Annotated in this window: 22 protein-coding genes, 1 tRNA gene and 1 pseudogene; 16 read left to right on the top strand and 8 right to left on the bottom strand. The window is 59.7% G+C overall.

All coding sequences use genetic code 11. The features are described 5' to 3' along the window. Position 1 precedes the first annotated feature (1 nt). The 4 genes from V1475_RS14215 to V1475_RS14230 all read left to right on the top strand — a co-directional run bounded on the left by V1475_RS14215 (position 2) and on the right by V1475_RS14230 (position 3,479). On the top strand, positions 2-376 hold the full coding sequence (locus V1475_RS14215; RefSeq protein WP_479413276.1) for a hypothetical protein: 375 nt from the start codon (positions 2-4) through the stop codon (positions 374-376). Beyond that, on the top strand, positions 376-1,386 hold the full coding sequence (locus tag V1475_RS14220) for a branched-chain amino acid ABC transporter permease (protein WP_479413277.1): 1,011 nt from the start codon (positions 376-378) through the stop codon (positions 1,384-1,386). Before V1475_RS14215 ends, V1475_RS14220 begins: the two co-directional genes overlap by 1 nt. Next, a complete protein-coding gene (locus V1475_RS14225; protein WP_479413278.1) occupies positions 1,383-2,681 on the top strand; it encodes a branched-chain amino acid ABC transporter permease in 1,299 nt (432 codons plus the stop codon). Before V1475_RS14220 ends, V1475_RS14225 begins: the two co-directional genes overlap by 4 nt. Positions 2,682-2,891: 210 nt before the next feature. Continuing rightward, positions 2,892-3,479: a nucleotidyltransferase family protein gene (locus V1475_RS14230; protein ID WP_479413279.1), complete on the top strand. Its 588-nt coding sequence runs from the start codon at positions 2,892-2,894 to the stop codon at positions 3,477-3,479. A gap of 45 nt (positions 3,480-3,524) precedes the next feature. Here the strand turns inward: V1475_RS14230 and V1475_RS14235 are convergent, their stop codons facing one another. From V1475_RS14235 to V1475_RS14245, 3 genes are all read right to left on the bottom strand, one after another. Beyond that, complete coding sequence (locus V1475_RS14235) at positions 3,525-4,175, bottom strand: Hint domain-containing protein (protein ID WP_479413280.1); 651 nt, start codon at positions 4,173-4,175, stop codon at positions 3,525-3,527. A 584-nt stretch (positions 4,176-4,759) separates the two neighbouring features. Then, a complete protein-coding gene (locus tag V1475_RS14240; protein ID WP_479413281.1) occupies positions 4,760-7,513 on the bottom strand; it encodes a Hint domain-containing protein in 2,754 nt (917 codons plus the stop codon). Positions 7,514-8,379: 866 nt separating this feature from the next. Further along, positions 8,380-8,961 carry a GMC family oxidoreductase gene (locus V1475_RS14245; protein WP_479413282.1) on the bottom strand — a complete coding sequence of 194 codons (582 nt, stop codon included), beginning with the start codon at positions 8,959-8,961 and terminating at the stop codon, positions 8,380-8,382. Here V1475_RS14245 and V1475_RS14250 point away from each other — a divergent pair. The 3 genes and pseudogenes from V1475_RS14250 to V1475_RS14260 all read left to right on the top strand — a co-directional run. Then, a pseudogene (locus V1475_RS14250) lies at positions 8,876-9,241 on the top strand (integrase core domain-containing protein); the annotation flags it as partial. The gene V1475_RS14245 and the pseudogene V1475_RS14250 overlap by 86 nt on opposite strands. Before the next feature lie 101 nt (positions 9,242-9,342). Continuing rightward, positions 9,343-10,532, top strand: a protein-coding gene (locus V1475_RS14255) for an IS3 family transposase (RefSeq protein WP_479413147.1) whose coding sequence is annotated in 2 segments (ribosomal slippage) — positions 9,343-9,595 and positions 9,595-10,532 — 1,191 coding nt in all. Because the reading frame shifts where the segments join, the coding sequence is not laid out codon by codon here. Between the two features lie 7 nt (positions 10,533-10,539). Next, a complete protein-coding gene (locus V1475_RS14260) occupies positions 10,540-11,793 on the top strand; it encodes an ArnT family glycosyltransferase (protein WP_479413283.1) in 1,254 nt (417 codons plus the stop codon). A 298-nt stretch (positions 11,794-12,091) separates the two neighbouring features. On the opposite strand, the gene V1475_RS14265 is transcribed toward V1475_RS14260, so the two are convergent. Together V1475_RS14265 and ypfJ are read right to left on the bottom strand one after the other, a co-directional pair. After that, positions 12,092-12,178, bottom strand: a tRNA-Leu gene (locus tag V1475_RS14265). Positions 12,179-12,281: 103 nt separating this feature from the next. Further along, complete coding sequence (gene ypfJ / locus V1475_RS14270; protein ID WP_479413284.1) at positions 12,282-13,130, bottom strand: KPN_02809 family neutral zinc metallopeptidase; 849 nt, start codon at positions 13,128-13,130, stop codon at positions 12,282-12,284. Positions 13,131-13,277: 147 nt separating this feature from the next. Here ypfJ and V1475_RS14275 point away from each other — a divergent pair, with 147 nt between their 5' ends. Genes V1475_RS14275 through V1475_RS14285 form a run of 3 tightly spaced genes read left to right on the top strand, consistent with a single transcriptional unit; the run spans position 13,278 to position 14,572 of the window. Further along, positions 13,278-13,856: a YqaA family protein gene (locus tag V1475_RS14275; RefSeq protein ID WP_479413285.1), complete on the top strand. Its 579-nt coding sequence runs from the start codon at positions 13,278-13,280 to the stop codon at positions 13,854-13,856. Then, on the top strand, positions 13,853-14,344 hold the full coding sequence (locus V1475_RS14280) for a disulfide bond formation protein B (protein WP_479413286.1): 492 nt from the start codon (positions 13,853-13,855) through the stop codon (positions 14,342-14,344). Before V1475_RS14275 ends, V1475_RS14280 begins: the two co-directional genes overlap by 4 nt. A 39-nt stretch (positions 14,345-14,383) precedes the next feature. Then, positions 14,384-14,572: a hypothetical protein gene (locus tag V1475_RS14285; RefSeq protein WP_479413287.1), complete on the top strand. Its 189-nt coding sequence runs from the start codon at positions 14,384-14,386 to the stop codon at positions 14,570-14,572. A gap of 14 nt (positions 14,573-14,586) precedes the next feature. Here V1475_RS14285 and V1475_RS14290 read toward each other — a convergent pair whose 3' ends face one another. Beyond that, positions 14,587-14,874 (bottom strand): usg protein, encoded by a 288-nt coding sequence (locus V1475_RS14290; RefSeq protein WP_479413288.1) that lies wholly within the window; start codon positions 14,872-14,874, stop codon positions 14,587-14,589. 252 nt (positions 14,875-15,126) lie between these two features. Between V1475_RS14290 and gyrA the strand changes: the two genes are divergently transcribed. The 3 genes from gyrA (at position 15,127) to V1475_RS14305 (ending at position 19,290) form a co-directional block, all read left to right on the top strand. Then, the gene (gyrA, locus tag V1475_RS14295) at positions 15,127-17,883 is read left to right on the top strand and encodes a DNA gyrase subunit A (protein ID WP_479413289.1); all 2,757 of its coding nucleotides are present in this window, start codon (positions 15,127-15,129) and stop codon (positions 17,881-17,883) included. A gap of 94 nt (positions 17,884-17,977) precedes the next feature. After that, the gene (locus V1475_RS14300; protein ID WP_479413290.1) at positions 17,978-18,208 is read left to right on the top strand and encodes a hypothetical protein; all 231 of its coding nucleotides are present in this window, start codon (positions 17,978-17,980) and stop codon (positions 18,206-18,208) included. 170 nt (positions 18,209-18,378) lie between these two features. After that, the gene (locus V1475_RS14305) at positions 18,379-19,290 is read left to right on the top strand and encodes a hypothetical protein (RefSeq protein ID WP_479413291.1); all 912 of its coding nucleotides are present in this window, start codon (positions 18,379-18,381) and stop codon (positions 19,288-19,290) included. Positions 19,291-19,423: 133 nt separating this feature from the next. Here V1475_RS14305 and V1475_RS14310 read toward each other — a convergent pair whose 3' ends face one another. Beyond that, positions 19,424-19,873, bottom strand: a complete 450-nt coding sequence (locus V1475_RS14310) for a hypothetical protein (RefSeq protein ID WP_479413292.1) — start codon at positions 19,871-19,873, stop codon at positions 19,424-19,426. Positions 19,874-20,002: 129 nt separating this feature from the next. Continuing rightward, positions 20,003-20,863, bottom strand: a complete 861-nt coding sequence (locus tag V1475_RS14315) for a LysR family transcriptional regulator (protein ID WP_479413293.1) — start codon at positions 20,861-20,863, stop codon at positions 20,003-20,005. 433 nt (positions 20,864-21,296) lie between these two features. Here V1475_RS14315 and V1475_RS14320 point away from each other — a divergent pair, with 433 nt between their 5' ends. From V1475_RS14320 to gluQRS, 3 genes are all read left to right on the top strand, one after another. After that, positions 21,297-22,403 carry a glycosyltransferase family 61 protein gene (locus tag V1475_RS14320; RefSeq protein ID WP_479413294.1) on the top strand — a complete coding sequence of 369 codons (1,107 nt, stop codon included), beginning with the start codon at positions 21,297-21,299 and terminating at the stop codon, positions 22,401-22,403. A gap of 69 nt (positions 22,404-22,472) precedes the next feature. Continuing rightward, positions 22,473-23,819 (top strand): methylenetetrahydrofolate--tRNA-(uracil(54)-C(5))-methyltransferase (FADH(2)-oxidizing) TrmFO, encoded by a 1,347-nt coding sequence (gene trmFO, locus V1475_RS14325; protein WP_479413295.1) that lies wholly within the window; start codon positions 22,473-22,475, stop codon positions 23,817-23,819. Beyond that, complete coding sequence (gene gluQRS / locus V1475_RS14330; protein ID WP_479413296.1) at positions 23,819-24,673, top strand: tRNA glutamyl-Q(34) synthetase GluQRS; 855 nt, start codon at positions 23,819-23,821, stop codon at positions 24,671-24,673. Before trmFO ends, gluQRS begins: the two co-directional genes overlap by 1 nt. Positions 24,674-24,714: the final 41 nt, after the last annotated feature.

The raw sequence follows: 24,714 nt of genomic DNA on the forward strand, positions 1-24,714 counted from the left end.
CATGCGTATTTTTGCCAACAAGAAGACACTCGCAGTCGTTTTGCTCGCCTCTCTGCCCACAGCACTGATGGCCAGCGCACAATGTTCGGTCATCGTACAAGGCGGCGGTGCGCCGTGGCGGTTTTCCCTTGAGGAAGGCGACGGGGTGAGCTGCGCGCGCTATCTGCGCGAAGAAGGCGCGCAGACCGCCACCTGTCTCTTCGAGACCACGGCCGAGGCCCCCGACACCCACCGCTATCAACACAGCGACAGCAAGGGGTTCTGGGACCTGCGCGAGGACGGTCTGATGACCGGCTATGTCGATGTGATCACTCAAGACCCGACGCCGGGGATCGATATGCTTCCCTTCGGCGGCATCTGTCAGGAGGTTGTCTGATGGATCTTCTCAACGCACTGGTTGCGTTTACCAATTTCGTCGTGGTGCCCGCCACCGCCTATGGCGCGCAGCTCGCACTTGGGGCGCTTGGCGTCACTTTGATCTATGGCGTGTTGCGCTTTTCCAACTTTGCCCATGGTGAAACCATGTCCTTCGGGGCGATGACGGTGGTCTTGATCACCGGGCTGTTTCAAAGCTGGGGCCTCAGCCTCGGCCCCTTGCCGACGGCCCTGCTCGCCCTGCCCTTCGGCATCGTGATTACGGCGCTTTTGCTTTTGGCGACGGACAAGACGATCTACAAATTCTACCGCAAAGTGAAAGCCGCACCGGTGATGTTGGTCATCGTCTCCACCGGCGTGATGTTCGTGATGAACGGGCTGGTGCGCATGGTGGTCGGCACAGATGACCGCCGCTTCGCCGATGGCGCGCGCTTCGTGGTGAATGCGCGAGATTTCAAGGCGTGGTCCGGTCTCGAAGAAGGCCTCGCGATCAAGACGACGCAGGTGATCACCGTGGTCGTGGCGCTGATCACCGTGGCGGCGCTCTTTTGGTTCCTGAACAAGACCCGCACCGGAAAATCCATGCGCGCCTATTCCGACAACGAGGATCTGGCGCTCTTGTCCGGCATCAACCCGGAGCGCGTGGTGACCATCACTTGGATCTTGGTCGGCGCACTCGCCACCATCGCGGGGGCTCTCTACGGCCTTGATAAGTCGTTCAAACCCTTCATCTTCCAACAGCTTCTCCTGCCGGTCTTCGCCGCCGCCATCGTCGGCGGCATCGGCAATCCGCTGGGCGCGATTGCAGGTGGGTTTGTCATTGCCTTCTCCGAAGTGACGCTGACCTACGCGTTCAAAAAGGTCGTCACCTATCTCGGCCCCGACAGTTGGGCGCCCGACGGGTTGGTGCAGCTTCTCTCCACCGACTACAAATACGCCGTGTCCTTCTCGATCCTGATCATCGTGCTGATCTTCAAGCCGACCGGCCTGTTCAAGGGGCAAAACATATGACCCGGACCCGCGCACCTCTCTATTTCGCCGCCATGGCCGCGCTCATTCTGGCCGTCGGCTTCCTTCAGTCGTGGAACTCGGCGCTCTCCATTCTCAACATGGGGCTGATCTCCGCCATCATGGCCTTGGGCGTGAACCTGCAATGGGGCTATGCCGGGTTGTTCAATGTCGGCGTCATGGGCTTCGTCGCGCTTGGCGGCCTCGCCGTGGTGTTGACCTCCATGGCTCCGGTGCCCGCCGCCTGGGCCGCCGGTGGGGGCCGTGTCCTTCTCGCGCTGGTCGTTGGCGTGATCGCCATCGTGGCTGCCGCTCTGACCTTCAAACGCCTGCCGAAAGGGCGTATCCGGGGGGCGGTGATCGCCGCTATCCTGATCGTCGGTCTCTGGGCCTTCCGCAACCTGTTCGACCCGGCCGTCGCCGCCATCGAAGCGGTGAACCCCGCCGTCACCGGCTATCTCGGCGGGCTCGGCCTTCCGGTCATGCTGGCCTGGCCGGTGGGCGCGCTACTCGCTGCCGGGGCGGCTTGGCTCGTGGCGAAAACCGCACTCGGGCTGCGCTCCGATTATCTTGCCATCGCGACCCTCGGCATTGCCGAGATCATCGTCGCCATGATGAAGAACGAGGACTGGCTGTCCCGCGGCGTCAAGAACGTCAACGGCTTGCCGCGCCCGGTGCCCTATGAGATCGACCTGCAACAGGCAGACTGGTTCCTGACCCTCATGCACAAGATCGGCATGGACCCGGTCACCGGTTCCTCGATCTTCGTCAAGCTGCTCTATGCCGGTTTCTTCCTCGCCGTCATCGTGATCATCGTCACCGCTATGGAACTGGCCCTCAAGTCGCCTTGGGGCCGGATGATGCGCGCGATCCGCGACAATGAGGTTGCCGCCGAAGCCATGGGCAAGGATGTCACCGGACGCCACCTCCAGATCTTCGTGCTGGGCGCGGCGATCATCGGCTTTGCCGGGGCGATGATGACCACTTTGGACGGCCAGTTGACGCCGACGACCTACCAGCCGCTGCGCTACACCTTTCTTGTCTGGGTCATGGTGATCGTCGGAGGATCGGGCAACAACTGGGGCGCGGTTCTGGGCGGTATGCTGATTTGGTTCCTGTGGGTCGAGGTCGAACCGATCGGCGCATGGATCGTCGGGCTTCTGACCTCCGGCATGGAGGACGGGGCGCTGAAATCCGGGCTGATCGAGCGGGTCGCGTACATGCGCTACCTGACGATGGGCATCATCTTGCTGGTCGTGCTGCGCTTTTCGCCCCGAGGGCTTCTGCCCGAAAAGTAAACCTGCGGGCTTTTGCCCGAAAAATAATCATGTGGGCTTTTGCCCAAAAATAAACCGGTGGGGATTTGTCCACCACCTGAAAACCCGCGACGGGGCTTTGCTGGAATTTCCTTTCCGCACAGCCCCGTCGCCGCCTATCATCTCTCGCGTATCTCCAGTGTCACGGGCGTGTTTGCCCCAACATGAGGTCTCCAACATGAGAGCAGTATTTTGAAACTTCTCGCAGGCATCTGCGCCGCCGGACAATCGCGCCGCATGGGCTTCGACAAACTTTCGACCCCGCCGTCGCTGCATTCTCCCGATACGCTGTTGCGCCGCGCGGTGTCCGCCGCCCATGGCCTGCCCTTCGTCGTCGCCCTGCCCGCCGAGAGCCATCCCTATCACCGCGCCCGGCGCGATCTATTGCGACCGCATGATCCCTGTCTCGTGGTCGAAGACGCCGAGGCCGGGCTGTCAGCCACGCTCAAGGCGCTGGCCCGCTACGCGCTCGACCGCGATGTCGACGGGCTTGCGATCCTGATGGCCGACATGCCCTTCATCACCGCAAGCCATCTCGAGACTTTGGCCACCCTGTTCGAAACCTTCGGGGGGACACGCATCGTGCGCGCGCAATGCCAGAGCGGGCGTCTGGGTTATCCGGTGATCTTCCCTGCCGCCCTGTTGCCAGAATTCGAAACCCTCTCCAGGCACGAAGGTGTGCAGAGTCTGCTGGAACGCCATGGGGTGAAACGGATGGAGATGCCCTCGGAATCCCCCTGCCTGCATGTGAACACACCGGAGGACTGGCGTCAGATGTGACAAAGGCGGCCCTGAAAGCCGCCTTTCGCACCCCGGGAGCCGCGCTTACTGCGTCAGCAGAAGTTGCGCCTCGTGTTTCTTGAGCGTCTTGCGCGCGGCGTTGTAGCCGGTCAGCCCGTCCTCGGTTTCCAGCTCCGGGAAAAGCGTGAAAATCTCCGCGCGCTGACATGCCTCCAGCGCTCCAAGCGAGGAGGCCCCCGGCTGGAAACTTTCCGTCCAGGCCCCGTTCGACAGCACCACCTCATGGTTGTCGCACATGAAATGGATGTAGCTCACCGGCTCTGCCCGCGCCCGGATGATCCCGGGCTGGCCGACGAGATGTTTCGCCGCCGTGAGCACTTCCCGCTCTTCGAAATAGACCGCTGCACGGTCGGACGTCAGCAGCACCCGGTGTTGCGGAGAGACCATCAGGTCACGCTCCGGCAGGCCGTTGCCAAGCGCGCCCTTGGCGATCAGCACCGGAAGCAGGTCGCTTTGCCGCTGCAAATCGGCACCGGTCAACTCCTTGCGCCCGGTCCAGACGATGCTCTGGGCGCCGTTGTCCCGGGTGAACACCGTGTCGCCCTCGCGCAGAGCTTCCGCGGCCACTTCGCCGCGTGGCGTTGCGATCAGCGACCCCGGCGTAAAACAGATGCAATGATCATCTTTCGGCGGACGCGGATGGCGGTCTTGATAAGTATCCCCGGAAGTGGTCATGGCAGTCCCCGTAGCGTTTCTATGGCCGCGATCACGCCACGGCTGAGGTGTGTGCGTTTGTCTCGAATACGATCCATTCAGGACTGCCCACCCTTGGATCTTATGCTGCGCATTGCAGTAGTTGACCCAAAGTAAACCATGATGCTGCGGTTGCATAGACAGATTTCCGCCCTGCGGATGCCATAGTTTTGCCACGATGCAAGGCGCCCCACGAAGCGGACCACCTATACATGCGTCAGAAAGACAAAAACCACTTATGGTTGTTTTACGTTTCTTTATAAGAAACAATATTCCGAGTTTTCCAAAAATTTTGACATACAAGCCCCAGGAATTGCGGTGCCATGCCGTCACAAAGGTCGCAAAATATTGCGCCTAAATTTTAGTCAAAATCAGAGTGGACAGGTTTCTGTCGAGACAAACTCGCACGCCTGCCCCCATTGGGCATATTCAGGAAACACTCGACTTTGAACCGTCCGCCGTCTCCTTTGAGACCGAAACCGCCTCCCCCGGGATTACCCGAGGGGGACGGTCACGAACCGACGCCGACGCCCCCGACGGCCTCGGTCAGAGCGAACAGCAAAGGCTCAGGAAACCAGAAGTTCCGCCTCATGTTTGCGCAGGATGCGGCGCGCGGCGGTGAAGCCACCACGGGTCGACACTTCGGCCAGTTCCGGGAAGAGCGTGAAAAGCTCCTCGCGGGCCTCCTCGCCGATGCCGGAGAGCGTGTAATCGCCCGGCTGGAAGCTTTCCGACCATGTGCCGTCCGACAGAACCACCTCGTGGCGGTCGAACATCACATGGATATAGGTCAGGCCGGAGGCCTCCACCACGTCCACGCCGTCCATCCGGGTCAGGTGTTTCGCGGCGACCAGAACCTCGTGCTCGTCAAAGAGCAGCGCGGCTTTCTCGTTCGACACCAGAATGCGGTGGTTCGGCGACACCATCATGTCGCGTTCCGGCAGACCGGCCCCAAGCGCGCCCTTGCGGATCAGCACCGGGTTCAACTCGGAGCGCGCAGCAAGATCCGCCCCGGACAGGGCCTTGTGCCCGATCCAGCGGATCTGCTGAATGCCGTTGTCGCGGGTGATGACCCGGTCGCCGACCTTCAGTTCTTCCACTTTCACCTCGCCCTTCGGCGTCGCGATCAGCGTGCCCGGGGTGAAGCAGGGGATGATTTCCTCGATATTGGTGTAGTTGATGTTGGCGTATTCGTTGGTATCCGCCTTATAGAGCTGGATCTGGCCGTCATAGCCATTGCCGTCGCTGTCCGGGTTCTGAACATGGTTGGTAATCACCCAGCCATCGGCCAGAAGCTCGGTCAGATTGAGCGTATCCCAGTCGACACCGCCATCGCCACCATGCACGGTGGTGTTGTAGACGCCGGAGGTCACGTCGGTGAAGGTCACGTAGATCGTGTCTTCGTCGTCACCACCGTCAAGAACGTCGTTGTCGCCACCGCCATAAATCGTGTCATTGTCTTCGCCGCCGAACACGGTGTCGTGGCCTGCGCCCGCGTAGATCGTGTCGTCGTCGATGCCGCCGTCGATGTAATCGTCGCCAGAGCCGCCATAGATGATGTCGTCATCGTCCTGGCCATAGATCGTGTCGTTGCCGGCGCCGCCGTCGATGATGTCCTTGCCGTTCTCGACTTCGAGATCGCCCGCATCGTCCGGGACGTTCAGGCTGTCCGGGTAGGCCGGATCGAGACCGCCATAGATCGTGTCGTCGCCATCGCCGCCGTCGATCGTGTCGGAGCCTTCGCCACCGATGATCGTATCGTTGCCGGACCCGCCGAGGATGGTGTCGTCGTCGAAACCGCCGTCGAGGTAATCGTCGTCATCGCCACCGTCGATATAGTCGGCATCGTCGCCACCATAGATCGTGTCGTTGCCGGCGCCACCGTAGAGCGTATCTTTGTCGTTGTCCGGGTCGGCATCGTCGGCAAGATAGGGGCCATAGCCGCGATCCGGCGTGCCGTCGGAGCCGCCGATGATGATATCGTCGCCGTCACCGCCTTCAATGACATCCTGACCGTCACCGCCGTCGAGGTAGTCGTCGCCACCGCCGCCAGAGATGGTGTCATCGCCGCCCATGCCCCAGAATTCATTGGTATAAGTGTCGGCCGGGTCGGTGCCTTCTTGGTCGAAGCCGATCAGCGTGTCGTCATATTCGGAGCCGATCACCCCGTCGATGCCGCCTTCGATCGTGTCATTGTCGGCATCGCCGCCCGAGAGTGTCGAGGTCGAGAGATCGACATAAACCGCCTCGTCGGAGCCGGAATAATCGATGTTGTCCTGACCGGCGCCACCGTTAAACGTGTCCGCGCCGTCGCCACCGATGAACGTGTCATCGCCCGATCCACCGGACAGATAGTTGGTGCCTTCGTCGCCTTGCAGCGTGTCGTTGCCGCCCTGACCATAGATCACATCGTCGCCCGCGCCGCCGATCAGCGTATCGTCGCCCTCGCCTTCGGCGGTTTCGATGCTTTCGACGACGTAGGTGACATCGGAGATATAGACGACAGAGGTGCCGGTGCCGGTATTGGCATGGATGATCTCGATCGACGCCACCGGGCCTTCGATAGTCACGGTCATGGTGTTGCTGTCGGCGGTCGGCGAAACGTTGTCCGTGCCGGTGCCGGAGACGGTGCCGCCGGTTTCGGTCAGGTCGGAGCCGAGATCGTAGGTCACTTCAACCGCGTTGCCCTCGGCGTCATAGGCCAGAACGGTCACCGTGCCGTAATTGGCGTCGATGTCGGAGATGTTGAAGGTGACGCTCTCGACCTCTTCGGAGAAGCCGATCTGATAAGTACCGCTCTCGCCTGCGTCGGCGGTGGATTTCAGCGAAGAGGTCGCGGACGCGTCCTCGACGCCATCGATGTTGATCGTCGTGGTGGAGAAATCGGAATCGACCGTGTTGTAGGAGGTGGAGCATCCCCCGCCCTCGACCGGTGTGGTGATCGTGACGGTCACATCCCCGGTGTCCTGTGTCAGGGTCTTGCCGTCGAGATCTTCGCCATTGTCGACCGTGCCGTAACCGCCATCCGTATCGGAGAGTTCGGCCCAGGTGAAGGTTTCCGAAGCGCTCGACGCGACCTCGCCCGTGTCGCCGTAAATCGTGTCGTCGCCCTCGCCGCCGAGCACCGTGTCGTCGCCGTCGCCCGCATAAACGATGTCATTGAGCCCGTCGGCGCTGTCGATCATGTCGCCTTCCGGGTCGCCGGTATAGGCGATGTCGATATAATCGTCACCCGAGGTGCCCTCAACAATCCCATCTGTCGTGGGAGTCGTCGGGGTCGGATCGGTCGGGTCGCAGCGATCATCATATTTCGTCGTCATCGTCTCTCTCCTTTGCAACCGCTCACGCGGGCATCCTCGTCACACAAGCACATGGCACCGGATGCTCCGATCCATTCGCAATCAGGGCCCGCGCACGCAAACTGCCCGCGGGGGCATTCGTAATGGGAAAGACACGACCAGACAGCCCCGACCCCATGGCGCAGCACCATGAATGTCGGCGTTTCATCACCTTAAGCAGCAGCAGGCCGGAAACCCGACCTTTTCTCCACACTCGGTCACGCCAGTCGACCTCCCAATACGGACGTCTTTTTGCGTGGCCGCCCCCGTGGCCTTCGGTGCCCCCCAGTTGGGCACCTTCTGGATATGTCAAAACCGTGGTCAAGGAACAGGGAAAATGGCGGGAATGTGCTCAAATATGGCGCTCGCGTGGCAGCTCCGCCCACGAATGACCAGAATTTAAGCGCCACCACAGCCACGAACCCCCACCCGTGTCATGATGAATTATCATTATTCATGAGTTATTTACGCAAACAAAACCCAGTAAGCGCGCCCCGGCCCCAAGGCCATTTACCTTGAGGGATATTTTCCGATCCAGCCCCTGAACAGGCGGGATCAAAATGTGTCAAAAACATGGCACTCATGGGTGCATCGAACCAATCTCGGCCAAAAATCCGAATTTGAGCGAAACTGCGAACAATATGCGTTTCCCCACGAATCAGATTCCTGCAATCATCGTCCGATGGACGAGAAAGGTCCCTTAAAACCCTCGCACAGACCGGCCCCAAGATCGCGAAATCATGAACAGAAACCGGCTCCCGCCTCTCCCTGACACCAGCAAAAACAAGCCCCGCCGGGGGCCAATTCCGGCGGGGTAATTCTCATGGAGATCCGTCTGGAGTGTCGGATCAGGAAGCGCTCTTGATCAGATCTGCGGCTTTCTCCGCGATCATGATGGTCGGCGCGTTGGTGTTGCCGGTGGTGACAAAGGGCATGATGGACGCATCGACCACGCGCAGCCCCTCGATCCCGTGCACCTTGAGGCTCGGGTCCACCACGGCCATCTCGTCCACACCCATTTTACAAGTGCCGCATTGGTGGTGATAGCTCATCACCGCCGAGCGGGCATACTCCGCCAGTTCTTCGTCGGTTTGAGCCTCCGGGCCGGGATAGATTTCGCGGGCGATCCAGTCGGAGAGCGCCGGTTGTTCCGCCATCTCGCGGATCATCTTCACACAAGTGACCAGCGTGTCGACATCGTATTGCGTCGCCAGAACATTGGGATCGAGCACGATCTGATCTTCCGGGTCCGCCGAGGTCAGCCGCACTTCGCCGCGCGAGGTCGGTTTGACGCCGCCAGCGTTGAGCGTAAAGGCATTGCCGACACTCGCGTCCTGCCCCCCATCCGATGTTCTGGATGCTCTGACAGACCTGTTCATCTTGCGTGGACCACCGGAATATATTCGCAGCGATAATGGTCCGGATTTCATTGCCAGGAAGGTCCGGGAGTGGATCTCAGCTGTCGGCGCCAAAACCGCCTGTATTGAGCCAGGATCGCCATGGGAAAACGGCTACTGCGAAAGCTTCAACTCCCGTTTCCGGGAGGAATTGCTCAACGGTGAAATCTTCTATTCGCTCAGAGAAGCGCGGATACTGATCGAACAATGGCGCATCCATTACAACACCATCAGGCCCCATAGCGCCTTGGGATACCGTCCACCCGCCCCGGAAAGCCTCGTCCCGATGGACCCAAGAACCACGATGCACTAACAATCAAACTGGAGCACCGAATGGGGGCACTCCATCTGTGACCTGCCACGGGATTTTTCCTCCACCATCGATTAGAGTCCGACCCAACATGAGGACGGACAATGAAACGAACGAGATTTACGGACGAACAGATCATCGGTATCCTGACGGAGCATGAGGCAGGGGCGAAGTGCGCAGACCTGTGCCGCAAGCACGGCATGTCGGAGGGCACTTTCTATAACTGGAAAGCCAAGTTCGGCGGCATGACAGTGTCGGAGGCCAAGCGGCTGAAAGCGCTCGAAGATGAGAACGCGAAGTTGAAGAAGCTGCTTGCCGAGCAGATGCTGGACCTCGCCGCGATGAAAGAGCTGGTTTCAAAAAAGTGGTGACGCCTGCCGTGAAGCGCGAGGCGGTCGCGCATCTGAAGGCCCGGTTCGGGCTGTCGGAACGGCGGGCGTGCCGGATAGCCGGAGCCGATCGCAAGATGGTTCGCTACCGATCGCAGCGTGTGCCTGACACTGTGCTACGTGGCAGGCTGCGCGAGTTGGCCAATGAGCGACGTCGGTTCGGCTACCGGCGGCTCTTCGTGCTGTTGCGCCGCGAGGGCGAGCCTTCCGGCATCAATCGGATCTATCGGCTCTACCGCGAGGAGGGACTGACAGTGCGCAAGCGGCGGGCACGGCGCAAAGCCGTGGGAACACGGGCCCCGATCCTGGTCGAGGTCCGCCCCAATGCGCGCTGGTCGCTGGATTTCGTTCACGACCAATTCGCGAATGGACAGCGCTTCCGGGTGTTCAACGTGGTCGACGACGTCACCCGTGAGTGTCTCGCCGCGATCCCGGATACCTCCATCTCGGGGCGGCGTGTTGCCCGTGAACTCTCGGCCCTAATCGAACGCCGTGGAAAACCCGGAATGATTGTGAGCGACAACGGCACGGAACTGACCTCTAACGCCATCCTGCGGTGGTGTTCCGAGCACCGGATCGAATGGCACTACATCGCACCCGGCAAACCGATGCAGAATGGTTTCGTGGAGAGCTTCAACGGGCGGATGCGCGACGAGCTGCTCAATGAGACCATGTTCCGCAACCTGGCTCATGCCCGCGTCGTGATCTCGACCTGGGCCACCGACTACAACACCGAACGCCCGCATTCAGCTTTGGATTACCAGACCCCGGCTGACTACGCGCAGACACTGACCACCGCAATCGCCCGCCCCGCTGCGCGAGATGAAAGCTCCGCGCGTCGGGCGATTGCTCAACCCGCGCCGGATGGCGTAAATATCAACCGGGCTCAAATCGTAGCTGGATGAAAGTTCAGTGGCTGGTCATTCACTTTTCGGCACAAACGCCTTCGCGTTGGCTTTTGTCAAAAACTTTTTCTTAGCAATATTCTATATTGCACTGTTTGATGGATTGAAGCGAATTTTGTCTGACAGATTGGCAGTCTTTGCGTCTTTAGGTACTTTCCTACTCCCCAACATTCTCTGGGAAAGTCAGCGCGCAGGCACGCACAGCATCGCGCTGCTGGCATCAATTGCCATTTGCTTGAATGTAATGCTTAGGATCATTGACGAACCACGGAGATGGCACTGGTTTGCACTGGGGGCCGTGATTGCCGCAGGAGGTCTAAGTAAATATAATTTCTGGATATTTCCGATCACACTGGGCCTGAGCGCCCTATGGATAAAAGATTATCGGCAAGCTCTATATCGACGAGAGCTTTGGGTGTCTGGCATTGTTGCAGCATCTCTTCTCGCCATTCCATACTATTGGTCATTCACAAATCCAGAACTTACTCTTGCTTCCAATCACAAGCTACACTCTGAGATACCGAACAAGCTTGCCGGGCTCTATGCTTTTGTAGAGCAGAGCATTCTGGCTCTCATGTTGCCCGTTTTCGTGATATCGAGCAAATTTCTGCTTGATCGACGCATCCAAGTTCGGTCGGACAATGCGGTTATGTTGACGAAATGGCTGTTGGGTGCTGGCCTATTAGGAATCTTGTTTGCAGGCCTTTTGGCGTCACTATTGAATACCCAGTCCTTTCAGGCGCGCTGGCTTCTTCCTTCATACATACCGGTTAGCATAGCTTTGTTCATCTGGGGGATGGAAAAATCCAGTATGCGTTCACAATCCATAATCTTACTTTTGTCTGCTTCACTTGGATTTTTGACGCTTATCGCTATGGCCGCCAATAGACTGACCGGAACGACGGGGAATGCCTTGGATATGGAAATTCTCGCCCGTTCCATTGAACAAAACATACCGCCGATACAGCAGGTGACCATTTTGGGGAGCAACTATTTTTACACAGGCAATTTGGCGTTAGTTCGCCCAGAATGGCAAGTTGAGCCCCCACTTGCTGGGTTGGGAATCGATTTGTCTGGTGCTGTTGTTTTGATGGAAGTTCAGAATGATCATGAAGCAAAAGCGCTTCTTTCATCTATGGGCATTGCAGGACTTCTGGAAGAGAAGAACGCCCAGTTCTATATTGCCAACGTGCCGTATAGCGCTGCTTCAAAGTCTCCGCGAAAGGTCCCATTTGCAACACTGAGTGCGGATCAACCTTAGCACAAGGCATAGGCCATGGATAAACGTCTGCACCTATCAAAGGGGCGTTTTCTTTTGGTCTGAAGAGCTATCTTTATTTCGAATGACGGGCAGATATATGTGCACTTCCTGCACATCACTGTCGTCCGTCCTGCATGCAGCGAAAGTCGACTCTCCGTCCTTCTACTGAACCTCTGACCCAAATCATCAATCAGAACAAAAGCGGAATGAAACGGGAAAGTGTGAGTAAGGTGTGTGAGCAACTTTCACACACACCCTTCACAGATCAGGAGCTTGGTGGATAGCTCCTTGATTTCATTGGTACCCGTGGCCGGACTCGAACCGGCAAGGCCGCAAAGCCGGGGGATTTTGAATCCCCTGTGTCTACCAATTCCACCACACGGGCAGATCGCCCCGAAGGGCGCAGTAAAAGGCGTTTAGCCGAGGCTTGGGGCGAGGTCCAGAGGGATCATCGCACCAGCGTGAGAAAAATTTCCGACCCGACGCAATCAGAGCCGATCTGCTGAAAACGTGTCGCAGGCGTTCAGCTCGCCGGTCTTGTACCCCATCGCGAACCAGCGCTGACGTTGCTCGGAGGTGCCATGGGTGAAGGTGTGCGGCTGCGGAATGCGGCCCGCGTTCTTTTGCAGCGTATCGTCGCCGATCTGCTTCGCCGCATTGAGCGCCTCGCGAATATCGCCATGCTCGACGGAGCCGAATTTCTCATCCGCCAGTTTCGCCCAGATGCCGGAGAAACAATCGGCCTGAAGCTCGATCATCACAGAGACCGCGTTGCTCTCCGTCTCGGAGGCCTTGGCGCGATAGGCATTGGCCTGCCCGAGGATGCCCAGCTCGTTTTGCACATGGTGCGCCACCTCATGGGCGACCACATAGGCCTCGGCAAAATCTCCGCCCGCGCCCAGTTGCCGCTCCATCGTGGTGAAGAAATCCGTGTCGAGATAGACCTTCTGGTCCGACGGGCAATAGAACGGCCCGGTCGCGCCCGAAGCCGAGCCGCAGGGGCTTTGCGTCACACCTTTATAAAGGACAAGGATCGGCGGAACATATTCGCCGCCCAGTTGATCGGCGAACACCTCGGTCCAGATCTCTTCCGTATCGGCCAGCGTGACCGAGACAAACTGTGCCGCGCGCTCGTCGGCGGCGGTGATTTCCGTGGCTTGGCCGGTGGAAATGCTCTGCGCGCCCTCCAAGAGCGGCGTCACGTCAATGCCGAGGAAATAGCCAATCGCGATGATCGCCAGAAGACCGATCCCCCCGACGCCGCCCACGGCCGCACCCGATCCGCTCCGGCGCCGATCCTCGATGTTGCGCGAGCCGCGCCGCCCCTGCCATTTCATCGCTCACCCTTTCGAACGCATCACTTTGATCTCACAATACTGTCAGCCCCGCGCCGGACAAGCCCCGATCAGGCGTACTGATGCTTGACCCGGTGCGGCGAATGGGGCCTAAAGAGGCCGAACCAACGCAACGGACAACCACCGCAGATGCTCAGACGGCTTTATTCTTGGACCATGTCGCTTGCGGAAAGCCCGCATGCGCTTTGGGCACTGGCCTTTGTCGCCTTCATCGAAAGTTCGGTGTTCCCGATCCCGCCGGATATCCTGATGATCCCGCTGATCGTCGCCCGCCCGCGCGAGGCGTTCAAGATCGCGGGCATCGCCACGGTGGCCTCCGTTCTGGGCGGCATGCTCGGCTATTGGATCGGCTTCGGTGCGTTTGAGACCATCGGCAAGCCGGTGCTCGAATTCTATGGCAAAGACGCCTATTTCGACGAATTCGCTGCGAAATATAACGATTACGGCGCATGGGCCGTGCTGATCGCGGGGGTGACGCCCTTCCCCTACAAGGTCATTACCATTCTCTCCGGCGTTACGCATCTCTCGTTGCCGATCTTCATCGTCGCTTCGATCACCGCCCGCGCCATCCGGTTCTTCGTGGTGGCAGCACTTCTGTGGAAATTCGGCGATCCGATCCGCGACTTTATCGAACGCCGCCTCGGCCTCGTTTTCACGATCCTCATCCTGCTCTTTCTGGGCGGCTTCTACGCCGTGAAATACTTATGACCAAGCCCGACTCCAATTTCGCCCCGCTGCAACCCGCACTGGCGGCCACCCTCGGTTCTCTTGCCATCCTCGGTGGCGCCTTCGTCTTTCAATCCCTTGGCTATGCGCCCTGTGAAATGTGCCTCTGGCAGCGCTGGCCGCATGCCATCGCCATTGCCATCGGGGTGATTTTCGTGATGACGAAATCCCGCCTGCTGAGCTTCCTGGGCGGTCTGACCATGCTCGTTTCCGCAGGTCTCGGCCTCTACCACGCAGGGGTCGAACAGAAATGGTGGCCGGGTCCGACCTCCTGCACCGGCGCGTCAGACGCGCTTTCGGGCCTGTCGGGCATGGATTTGCTGCCCACTGCGGGGGCTGCGAAACTGGTGCTCTGCGATGAGATCGTCTGGGACACTTGGGGCCTCGGCATCACCATGGCGGGCTGGAACTTCGTGTTCTCGCTGATTTTTGCGGGGCTCTGGTTCGTCGCCTGGCGGAAAGCCAAATGACCTCTTGAGATCGGCGGCGAAAGACCCCATCTTTGCTCCATGAGCAAGCTACAGCCACCGAAAAAGGTCATTCCCTTCCCCACCGCCCGTCGCGGGCGCAAGCGGGTTGGCGGCGCTCTGGCCGATGCGCGGGCCGAAGCCCTGAAGGCGCGGTTTCACGAAGTGTCGAAAGCCGCGCAAACCGGCGATGCGACAACGCCGCTCAAACGGCTTTTGAAGCGCTTCTGATCCCCTCTCCGCCCTCAATGCACGCGGAATTCGCCCACGCAATTGCGCCATTCGCCCGGCGCGATCAGCTTGCGATGGGTAAAGCGCACATGGTGCAGCGGGCCGTCGATATTTTCCTGCCAGAACTCGATGAATTTGAAGAGCTTCGGGTAATCCGGGGGCAGATCGAAGAGCTGCCATGAAAACGTGTTCAGCACGCTTTGATAATCCGGCATCCGGTAGGTGAACTCCGCCAGCGTCAGCCCGTAGCCCGACAGCATCATTTCCGTGTCGCTCATCTCGTGTGCCCGCATCTGCGGCATGTGCATGTCTCCTGTTGGTCTGGCCATTTTGGCCTTGTTGTGAACCTCCCTATAAAAATCCTGACGGAAAACGGTTAACTGTCAATGAAAACATCGTAAAAACAGTATGTTGTCACTCACCCTCCCTGGCTGCCACCGATCCATGGACGGTGAGGCGCATCCGCCATTGCACCCCATATCCGGTATGGGGTAGAGTGTCATACAACGAGATACGGGACCTGATCCCGCAACACAAAATGACAGGCGGACAACGTGAGCGACACACCCGAAACCCCTGAAAACACGCCAGAAAATGGTGAGGAAAAGCGCCGCGAGCCGATGGCTTGGGGTGGACCGAAGATTTCCATCACTCAGGAGATGAAGACTTCGTACCTCGATTACGCGATGAGCGTGATCGTGTCCCGTGCGATCCCCGATCTGCGCGACGGGTTGAAACCGGTGCACCGCCGTATCCTCTTCGCGATGAACGAGGCGGGCAACACCCATGACAAACCCTACCGCAAATCGGCGCGCGCCGTGGGCGACACGATGGGGAAATATCACCCGCATGGCGACTCGGCGATCTATGACGCCCTCGTCCGTATGGCGCAGGATTTTTCCATGTCGCTGCCGCTTCTCGACGGTCAGGGCAACTTTGGCTCGATGGACGGCGATGCCGCCGCGGCCATGCGCTATACCGAAGTGCGGATGGACAAGCCTGCCGCCTATTTGCTCGCCGATATCGACAAGGACACGGTCGATTTCGAGCTGAACTACGATGGCAAGGACAAAGAGCCCACCGTGCTCCCGGCGCGCTTCCCGAACATGCTGGTGAACGGCGCGGGCGGGATCGCGGTCGGGATGGCGACGAACATTCCGCCGCACAACCTTGGCGAAGTGGTCGACGCGACGCTGGCGCTGATCGAGAACCCGGACATTTCCTCCGAGCGGCTGATGGAGATCGTCCCTGCCCCGGATTTCCCGACGGGCGGCATGATCCTCGGTCGCTCCGGCGCACGCAAAGCCTATCTCGAAGGCCGCGGCTCCGTTGTGATCCGGTCGAAAACCCGTGTCGAAGAGATCCGCAAAGACCGCTACGCCATTGTCGTCGACGAGATCCCTTATCAGGTCAACAAGGCCTCGATGATCGAGAAAATCGCCGAATGCGTGCGCGACAAGCGGATCGAAGGCATCGCCCATGTGCAGGACGAGAGCGACCGCAACGGCGTGCGCGTGGTGGTCGAGCTGAAGCGCGACGCGACCGCCGAGGTCGTGCTCAACCAGCTCTTCCGTTTCACGCCGATGCAGACCTCTTTCGGCTGCAACATGCTGGCGCTCAATGGTGGCCGGCCCGAGCAACTGACGCTGCGCGCCTTCCTTGAGAATTTCATCATCTTCCGCGAAGAAGTGGTCGCGCGCCGCACCGCGTTTGAGCTGCGCAAGGCCCGCGACCGCGCCCATATCCTCTGTGGTCTCGCGGTGGCTGTGTCCAACGTCGACGAGGTGGTCGCGACCATTCGCTCGTCGGCCGATGCGGCCGAAGCGCGCGAAAAACTCATGACGCGCCGCTGGCCCGCCCATGAGATCGCCGATTACATCCGCCTGATCGACGATCCGCTGCACAAAATGAACGACGACGGCACCTATAACCTCTCCGAGGTTCAGGCCCGCGCCATTCTCGACCTGCGCCTGCAACGCCTCACCCAGATCGGCGTCAAAGAAGTCACCGACGAGTTGGTCGAGCTGGCTGCCAAGATCAAGGATTACCTTGCCATCCTCGCTTCCCGCGAGCGGATCATGGAGATCATCTCGAACGAACTCATTGAGGTCAAAGAGCTTTTCGCCGTGCCCCGCCGCACCGAGATCGCCGACTGGTCCGGGGATATGGACGACGAGGATCTGATCGAAAAAGAAGACATGGTTGTCACCGTGACCCAATCCGGTTGGGCGAAACGCACGCCTCTGGCCGATTACCGCGCGCAGAAACGCGGCGGCAAGGGCCTCTCGGGCATGGCGACCAAGGATGAGGATGTGATCACGACGCTGTTCGTGGCGAACACCCACACCCAGCTTCTGGTCTTCACCGACGATGGCATGGCCTATAAGATGAAGACATGGCGTCTGCCGCAAGGGGGCCGGACCGCCAAGGGCAAGCCGCTCTTGCAGATCCTGCCGATCCCGCAGGGCGTCTCGATTGCCGCCATCCTGCCGATCGATCGCGACGAGAAAGACTGGGACGATCTCCAGATCGTGTTCGCCACCTCGAAAGGCTCGGTGCGCCGCAACCGTCTGTCGGATTTCACCAATGTGAAGTCGAACGGCAAGATCGCGATGAAATTCGAAGGCGAAGAGGAAGGCACCCGCCTGATCAACGCCCGGATTTGCGACGAAAACGACGACGTCATGCTGGTCACCTCCGGCGGTCGGGCGATCCGCTTCCCGGTCCCCGATGTGCGTGTGTTCAACTCGCGCAGCTCGACAGGTGTGCGCGGCATCCGGCTTGTGAACGAGGGCGACGAGGTCGTCTCCATGTCGGTGATCAAGCATTTCGAGGCCGATCCGTCCGAGCGCGCCGCCTATCTCAAAATGCGCCGCCAGATGGCCGGGGCCGATGAGACCGATGCGGGCGATGACGAGGAAGAGGCCGTCGAAGGCGCGATCACGCAGGAGCGTTTCGAGCAAATGCAAGCCGCCGAAGAGCTTTTGGTGACGATCACCAAAGCGGGCCTCGGCAAACTGACCTCCTCGCACGATTACCCGGTGCGTGGCCGTGGCGGCCAGGGCGTGGGCGCGTTCAAGCTCTCGGCGAAAACCGGCGATCTTCTCGCCTCCTTCCCGGTTGGCCTCGACGATCAGATCATGCTCGCCACCTCGAAAGGCCAGTCGATCCGCTGCCCGGTCAACGGCATCTCCTTCCGCTCGCGCGGCGCCGGCGGCGTCAAGGTGTTCGACACCGGCAAAGGCGAAGAGGTCGTCTCCGTCGCCTGGATCGCGGAAAGCGACGAGGACGACGAAAGCTCGGCATCCTGAAACTGAACCGGAAAGGCCCGCCAAGCGCGGGCCTTTTTCAGTGTGAATTCATTGTTAAATCCATTTCCCGACAGATGACCTGAAAGGCCATGACATGCATTACGAAACCCTTCTGATCCTGCTGTTTGCCCTTTTGATCCTGATGTTTGCCGTGATGATGTTTCGTGGCCGCCGCGTGCCGCGCGTCAATGCACAGATCGCCGAAAATCAGGCCAAATCCATTGTCCTACAGGAGCGCGGCGTGGTCGCGGCGGAGCGTCAGGCTGCAGCTCTGGAATCCATCGCAGCGCAGATGACTGCGTCCAAGGCTGATAAATCGCGTTGATTTTCCATAGTGATTTAAAAATACACAGAATAATCCGTTATCGTCACATTTTCGTGCATATTACCAAAATGTCACAAGGCGAATATCTTCGCCGTTCCACCTCCCGCTCGGAGCCAACTCGGCATATAGTCCCCAGCAACGCAGTCATACTGTATATGAGGACCTCCGTTATGATGAAAACTTCCCTGATCGCGATCGTCGGCGCCACCGTTGCGCTGACCGGCGCAGCCCAAGCTGGCGAGATGACCTATGGTTCCGCCGAGCTTTCCTATTACAATAACGACGACACCGATGTGGTCCGCCTGCAAGGCGATATCGACTATATCGTCAACAAGTTTGCCTTCACCGGGACCGCCAAGGCGATTGATTACGATGGCGACGACGCCTACACGCTGAACGGCACCGCAGGCTACGAATTCGCCCCCGGCTTCACCGGCTATGTGAAACTCGGCGCCTACGACTTCAACTCGGGCGACACCGAATATACCTATGGCCTTGGCGTCGACTATATCGGCAATGCCTTCGGCGTGGCGCTCGAATACACCACCGTCGACGGTGAAGATTTCGAAACCTACAACCTGAACGGTTACTACGACTTCGGCGCTTCCACCGTGTTCGGCTCCTATGTCTCCCTCGACAGCGATTTCAGCCTCTACTCGCTCGGTTATGACTTCGACGTCGACGCGTTCGGCCTGACCGCCGCCACGACCTTCTCCGAAGACGGGATCGACCACGGCGTTTCCAGCTTTGCCGGCACCTATCAGTTCGGGAATTTCGGTGTGAAAGCCAATGTGCTGACCGGCAACCACAATCTGTTCGACACCGGCTACTACGGCATCGCCGGGACCTATGCGGTTAACGATCGCATCACGGTTGAGGCTGGCTATGATACCACCTATGGCGACGTCAGCGATATGGACCTGTTCTCGCTGAAACTGTCCTTCGAAATGGGTGGCGATCGTGCCCGCGTAACCGATCGCGTCAGCGACCTGTTCGACAAAGCCCGCAGCCCGGTTCTGAACTCCGTAGGTCTCGACCTCTACGATCCGATTTACGGCCCGAGTCTGGCTCTGGGCTTCTGATCCAAACCGATCTTCATAGCTCACAAAAGGTCCGCTCCCCTCGGGGGCGGGCCTTTTCTCTTGTCACTCTCCCGACAGCCCCGGCGCCCCGACGCGCCCGGCATCGCGCTACATAAAACGGAACGCGCAGGGATCAGAGCAGATTGCCCCAGCCCCCGCGCCAGAGCGAAAACCGTCCACCGCCCCAGACGATCAACGGCATGGCCATTATGACAGTGAACAGCGTCAACAGGGCTGTCTGATCCAGACGCAACGGCTCATGGGCGACGGCAAAGTGAAACGCCAGCACCAGGGCCGCCCCCAGCGCTGCCATGACACGGGTGCGGATACCGAAGGTCAGCCAGATCGCGATCAGGAAAAACAGGCTGCCGACCACCATGTTGCGAATATCGCTGAGTTGCAGAAACACCGCAGGCATTTCCCGAACCCCACCGGCCAAGCCGCCCGCATGCGCGCGCAGCCCATTCGCCCAGCCCAAACTCTCTGACACCGGATGCATCAAAAGTGCCGCGCCAAGAGACAGGCGGCAGCCCAAACGTATCCCGTCGCAAGCGAACCCTGTCCGTGAGGAGATCGTGATCATGAGTGCCTCGTGCGTCTCTTGTCTTTTTCTTGATCTACGCACAAAAAAACACCGGGCGGCCATCTTAGATTTGCACATTGCGCAATTGCAACAATCTATGCGTGTGCATCTCGTCACGACCGCCCGCTTTCAACAGAGGCCGGTCAGCCCCTCACCCGCTCGGGTATAGATGGACTGCGCGACGCTCTGTGCAATGAACCGGGTGACCTGCGTAATCGCCGGGTCGCCGCGACGGCTTTCGTGATAGCTCATGTAGAGATCGCAGGCCTCGGCGGTCTCCGCCACCGCCACAAAGCCCGGCAGATCCAGGCCGGAAGCCCTGGGAAGCAGCCCCGCAAGCCTCGTCGCACGCATCACCAGCAGCACGTGATCGAACGTATCGACATGAATACGCGGCGGCTGGCCGAAATACCGCTCCGCGCGGATCATCGGCTCGAACTCACGAACATCCGCCCCAAGCCCGACCCAGTCGCGGATCTCAGGATCACGATCCGGCGCGAAAACCTGAACCGTGATCGTCCCGATCTTGCGCGAAATCAGCCGCCCTGCGCGCGGGCGCACCACGGAGATGATCACGTCATTGCCGGACAGGGTCTCGATCATCGCCCGGTTGTGAAAGCTGAGCTGGATGTTCTCCATCTCGGCGGCGCATTCCGCCAGCGCCGGAATCAGGATATGCCCGGAGATCAGAGGCGAACAGGCCACCCGGATTTCCGCACTCTGCAACCCGTGCTTGAAACGCAAACGGTTCTTTTCCCGCTCGACCTCTTCGTGAAACCGGTCGGAGGCCTCGATCAACCCCTGCACCTCCGGGTTCGTTCCCCAGCCCGCAGGCGTCTTGATCACCGGATTCATGCCCAGCTCGTCCGCCATGCGCTCCATCCGCCGCGACACCGTCGCCGGATTGGTGCCAAGCGCGCGCGCCGCAGCCGCCATGGTGCCATGCCGTTCGATCGCCAACAGGAATTTCAGGTCGTCCCAACGATCCATTCCGCTCTTCCTCTTCCTTATTTTGTTGCATGCTGCCCTCCCTCAAACGGCGGGAACTCATGTACAGATCACAGCAAAGAGCGCTTTCGGCGCATTTCACTCAAAAACCGGAAATAGAAAAAATAAGACAATATCCAGAAGATATAGAGCGATCTGTACGTACGATAAACGCGCTTTCCGGGGTGACCCTACGCAACCCGGTGTATTTTTCGCTCCATGGTCACACCACATGCCCAAGCCTCGAAACTCTGTTCCAAGGCACGAGACATGCGCGCGAAACACATATCCTCCGCCCCCGAGCCAGACCACGCAAGGGCCCTGCGGCAATGGTGCGTCAATCCTGCGAATATGCCGCCGAGCGTTTGAATTCCGCGGGACTTTTCATGAGGAATGCCTACAACTGAGGCAAAGCCGAAGCAGAAAGACGACCCCGATGAGCGCCTATGACCAAATGCTGAATGTAACCCAGACACACCTGACAGAGGCGCGGATCGTCCCGCCCCTGCGCGAGGGGGCCTTTCGGCACATGGCCGGTGTTTTCGACAAGACCGGGGCGTTTTGCGCGGCCGCCAACATCAAGCGCGGCGAGGACTATCTGCTCGGCACCAAAAATCTGCGGGAAACCCCGGACAAACGCCTGCCGGGCAGACATCTCTACGGCGGCCAGATGAACCATCATTTCGGGCATTTTCTCTGTGAAACGCTTTCCCGTCTCTGGGCGCTGGACCATCTGGACGCGGCGGTGGACTCGATCCTGTTCCTGTCGCGACGCCCCAACGCACCGCAAGAACTGCAAGCCTTTCAATCCGCCATGTTCGATGCCCTGAACCTGTCGGTTCCGATCCGGATCGTCTCCGAACCGCTCATTGTCGACGAATTGATCGTCCCGACCCAGGGCTTCGGCATCGACGAGCTTGGCGAAGGCGCACCGGAATTTCGCGACTACATCCACCGGAATTTCCTGCCGGAGGTCGCGCCGGAAGGGCCGGAAAACCTTTACATCTCGCGCCAAGGCCTGTCCCTGCGTGCGGGCGCGGCACTCGGTGAAGATGCCCTGTCCGAAAACCTGCGCAACGCGGGCTATGAGGAGTTTTTTCCGGAGAAACACGACATCGCCACACAGGTCGCGCGCTACAAGGCCGCCAAGAACATCGTCAGCATCGAAGGATCGGCCCTGCATCTCTACGGCTTCGTCGGCCACAAGGCCCAGTCCGCGGCGGTGATCGTCCGGCGCTCCGACATGTTGGCGGCGAACATGATTGCGGCACAACTCAGGAGCTTCTGCGAGATCACCCCGCAGGTGCTGAACACCGTGACCCGGGAATGGGACATTACCGAGGGACCGGTGCGCAGTTCGAAATCCATCAGCCTGCTGGACATCCCGCAACTCGGTCGTGCGCTGGCCCAAGCCGGTATGGTGGAGGACAGGCCCTGGCCCGCCGCCAAAGGCAATTTCGACCGGCGGATCGAGAGGATCACCGGCAAAACCAACCGGGATTATCGCGAAGTTCCGCTTCAAACCGCCCCCGCACACGGCTGATCGCAGGACACGGCCTTGCCATGCCGGGCCATCACGACTAAGCCCCATCCTAAAATGGTGCAGGACGTCATGACAGAACACACACTTCACATCGTCGGCGGCGGCATGGCCGGGTCCGAGGCCGCATGGCAGGCCGCCAATCTCGGCATCAAGGTCGTGCTGCATGAAATGCGGCCCGAGGTCGAAACCTTTGCGCATCAAAGCGGCAAATTCGGCGAGATGGTCTGTTCCAACTCCTTCCGCTCGGACGATGACGAACAGAATGCCGTGGGCTTGCTGCATTGGGAAATGCGCGCCGCCAATGGCTTGATCATGGCCACGGCGGACAAGCACAAGCTGCCCGCAGGCGGCGCTTTGGCGGTCGACCGCGACGCCTTCGCCGATCACGTCACCGAAACACTGATGGCGCATCCGAACATCTCCGTTCAATATGGCGAGATCACCGAGCTGCCCTCCGATGGCATGTGGATTTTCGCGACCGGCCCGCTGACTTCGCCCGCACTTGGCGAAGCTATTGCCGAAGAGACCGGCGCCGATCGTCTGGCGTTTTTCGATGCCATCGCCCCCATCGTCTACGCCGAGAGCGTCAATATGGACGTCGCCTGGCTGCAATCCCGTTACGACAAGGGCGAGACCGAGGAAGAGCAGAAAGCCTATCTCAACTGCCCGATGACCAAGGATCAATACGAGACCTTCATCGACGCGCTTTTGGCGGCGGATAAAACCGAGTTCCACGAAGGCGAGACCGCGAAATATTTCGACGGCTGCCTGCCGATCGAGGTCATGGCCGAACGCGGCCGCGAGACGCTCCGCCACGGTCCGATGAAGCCCATCGGCCTGACCAATGCGCATAAGCCCGAAGACAAGGCCTATGCCGTGGTGCAACTGCGTCGCGACAATGCGTTAGGAACGCTCTATAACATTGTGGGATTTCAGACAAAAATGAAATACGGCGCGCAGACTGAGGTGTTCAAAATGATCCCTGGTCTGGAGAACGCCTCCTTTGCCCGTCTGGGCGGCATCCACCGCAACACCTTCCTCAATTCGCCGACGCTCCTGGACGATCAGATGCGCCTGAAATCCCGGCCCAACATCCGTTTTGCCGGTCAGGTGACAGGCGTCGAGGGCTATGTCGAAAGCGCCGCCATGGGGCTTCTGGCCGGTCGCATGGCCGCTGCCGAGCTGCTGGGCCGCGATCTTCCGCCACCGCCCTTCACCACCGCCATGGGCGCGCTCGTGAACCACATCACCGGCGGCGCGGAGGCCAAGACCTTCCAGCCGATGAACGTCAACTTCGGCCTCTTCCCGCCGCTGGATGGCTTGCGCGGCGGCCGCAAAGGCCGAAAAGAGCGCTACAAGGGCTACACGGATCGCGCAAAAGAAGAGTTCAGCCAATGGCTTGAGGGGCAATCCTGATGCCCTACGTGACCCGGTTTGCCCCAAGCCCCACAGGGCCTCTGCATCTGGGTCACGCCTTTTCCGCGCTCACCGCTTACACCCGTGCACGGGAGCAAAACGGTCGTTTTCTCCTGCGCATCGAGGATGGCGACACAAGCCGCTGCCGCCCGGAATGGGAGGCGCTGATCTACGCCGATCTCCGATGGCTCGGGATCTCTTGGCCGGAGCCGGTCCTGCACATCACGGCACGCGAAGACATTTACGCAAGTGCGTTGAAAAGGCTCGATGAAATCGGCCTGATCTATCCCTGCTCCTGTACCCGCCGCGATGTGATGAACGCGCTGTCGGCCCCGCAGGAAGGCGCCCCCATGGGCCCCGATGGGGTGATCTACCCCGGCACCTGTCGCAGCCGCACCATGGCCTCTTTCCAGCCCGGCGATGCGATCCGCCTCGATATGAAAAAATCCATTGAATATCTGAGAGATGTAAGTCGTTTCTCATGGCAGGAAACCGGCCCCTATGAGACCGGCACGCATCGCCTCAACGCCGCTCACCTCATCCACGGCATCGGCGACATCGTTCTGGCCCGCAAAGACCTCGGCACCGCCGCCTATCACCTCTCCGTGGTGATCGACGACGCGGCCCAAGGCATCACCGAAGCCGTGCGTGGTGCCGACCTCATGGAAGCAACGCAAATTCACCGGCTGTTGCAGGCGCTTCTGGATCTGCCGGAGATTGCCTATCACCACCACCCTCTGATCCGCGACGAAGACGGCAAACGGCTTGCCAAACGGACGGACGCCAAGGCGATCTCGAAATTCCGCGAAGAGGGCCTTGCCCCCGAGGATGTGAAGGCTTTGATCGGGCTATGAGTATTTGGACCATCAGAAAACCTGTATGGGCTTTCTGATGG

This window comes from Celeribacter sp. SCSIO 80838 (assembly GCF_056498065.1).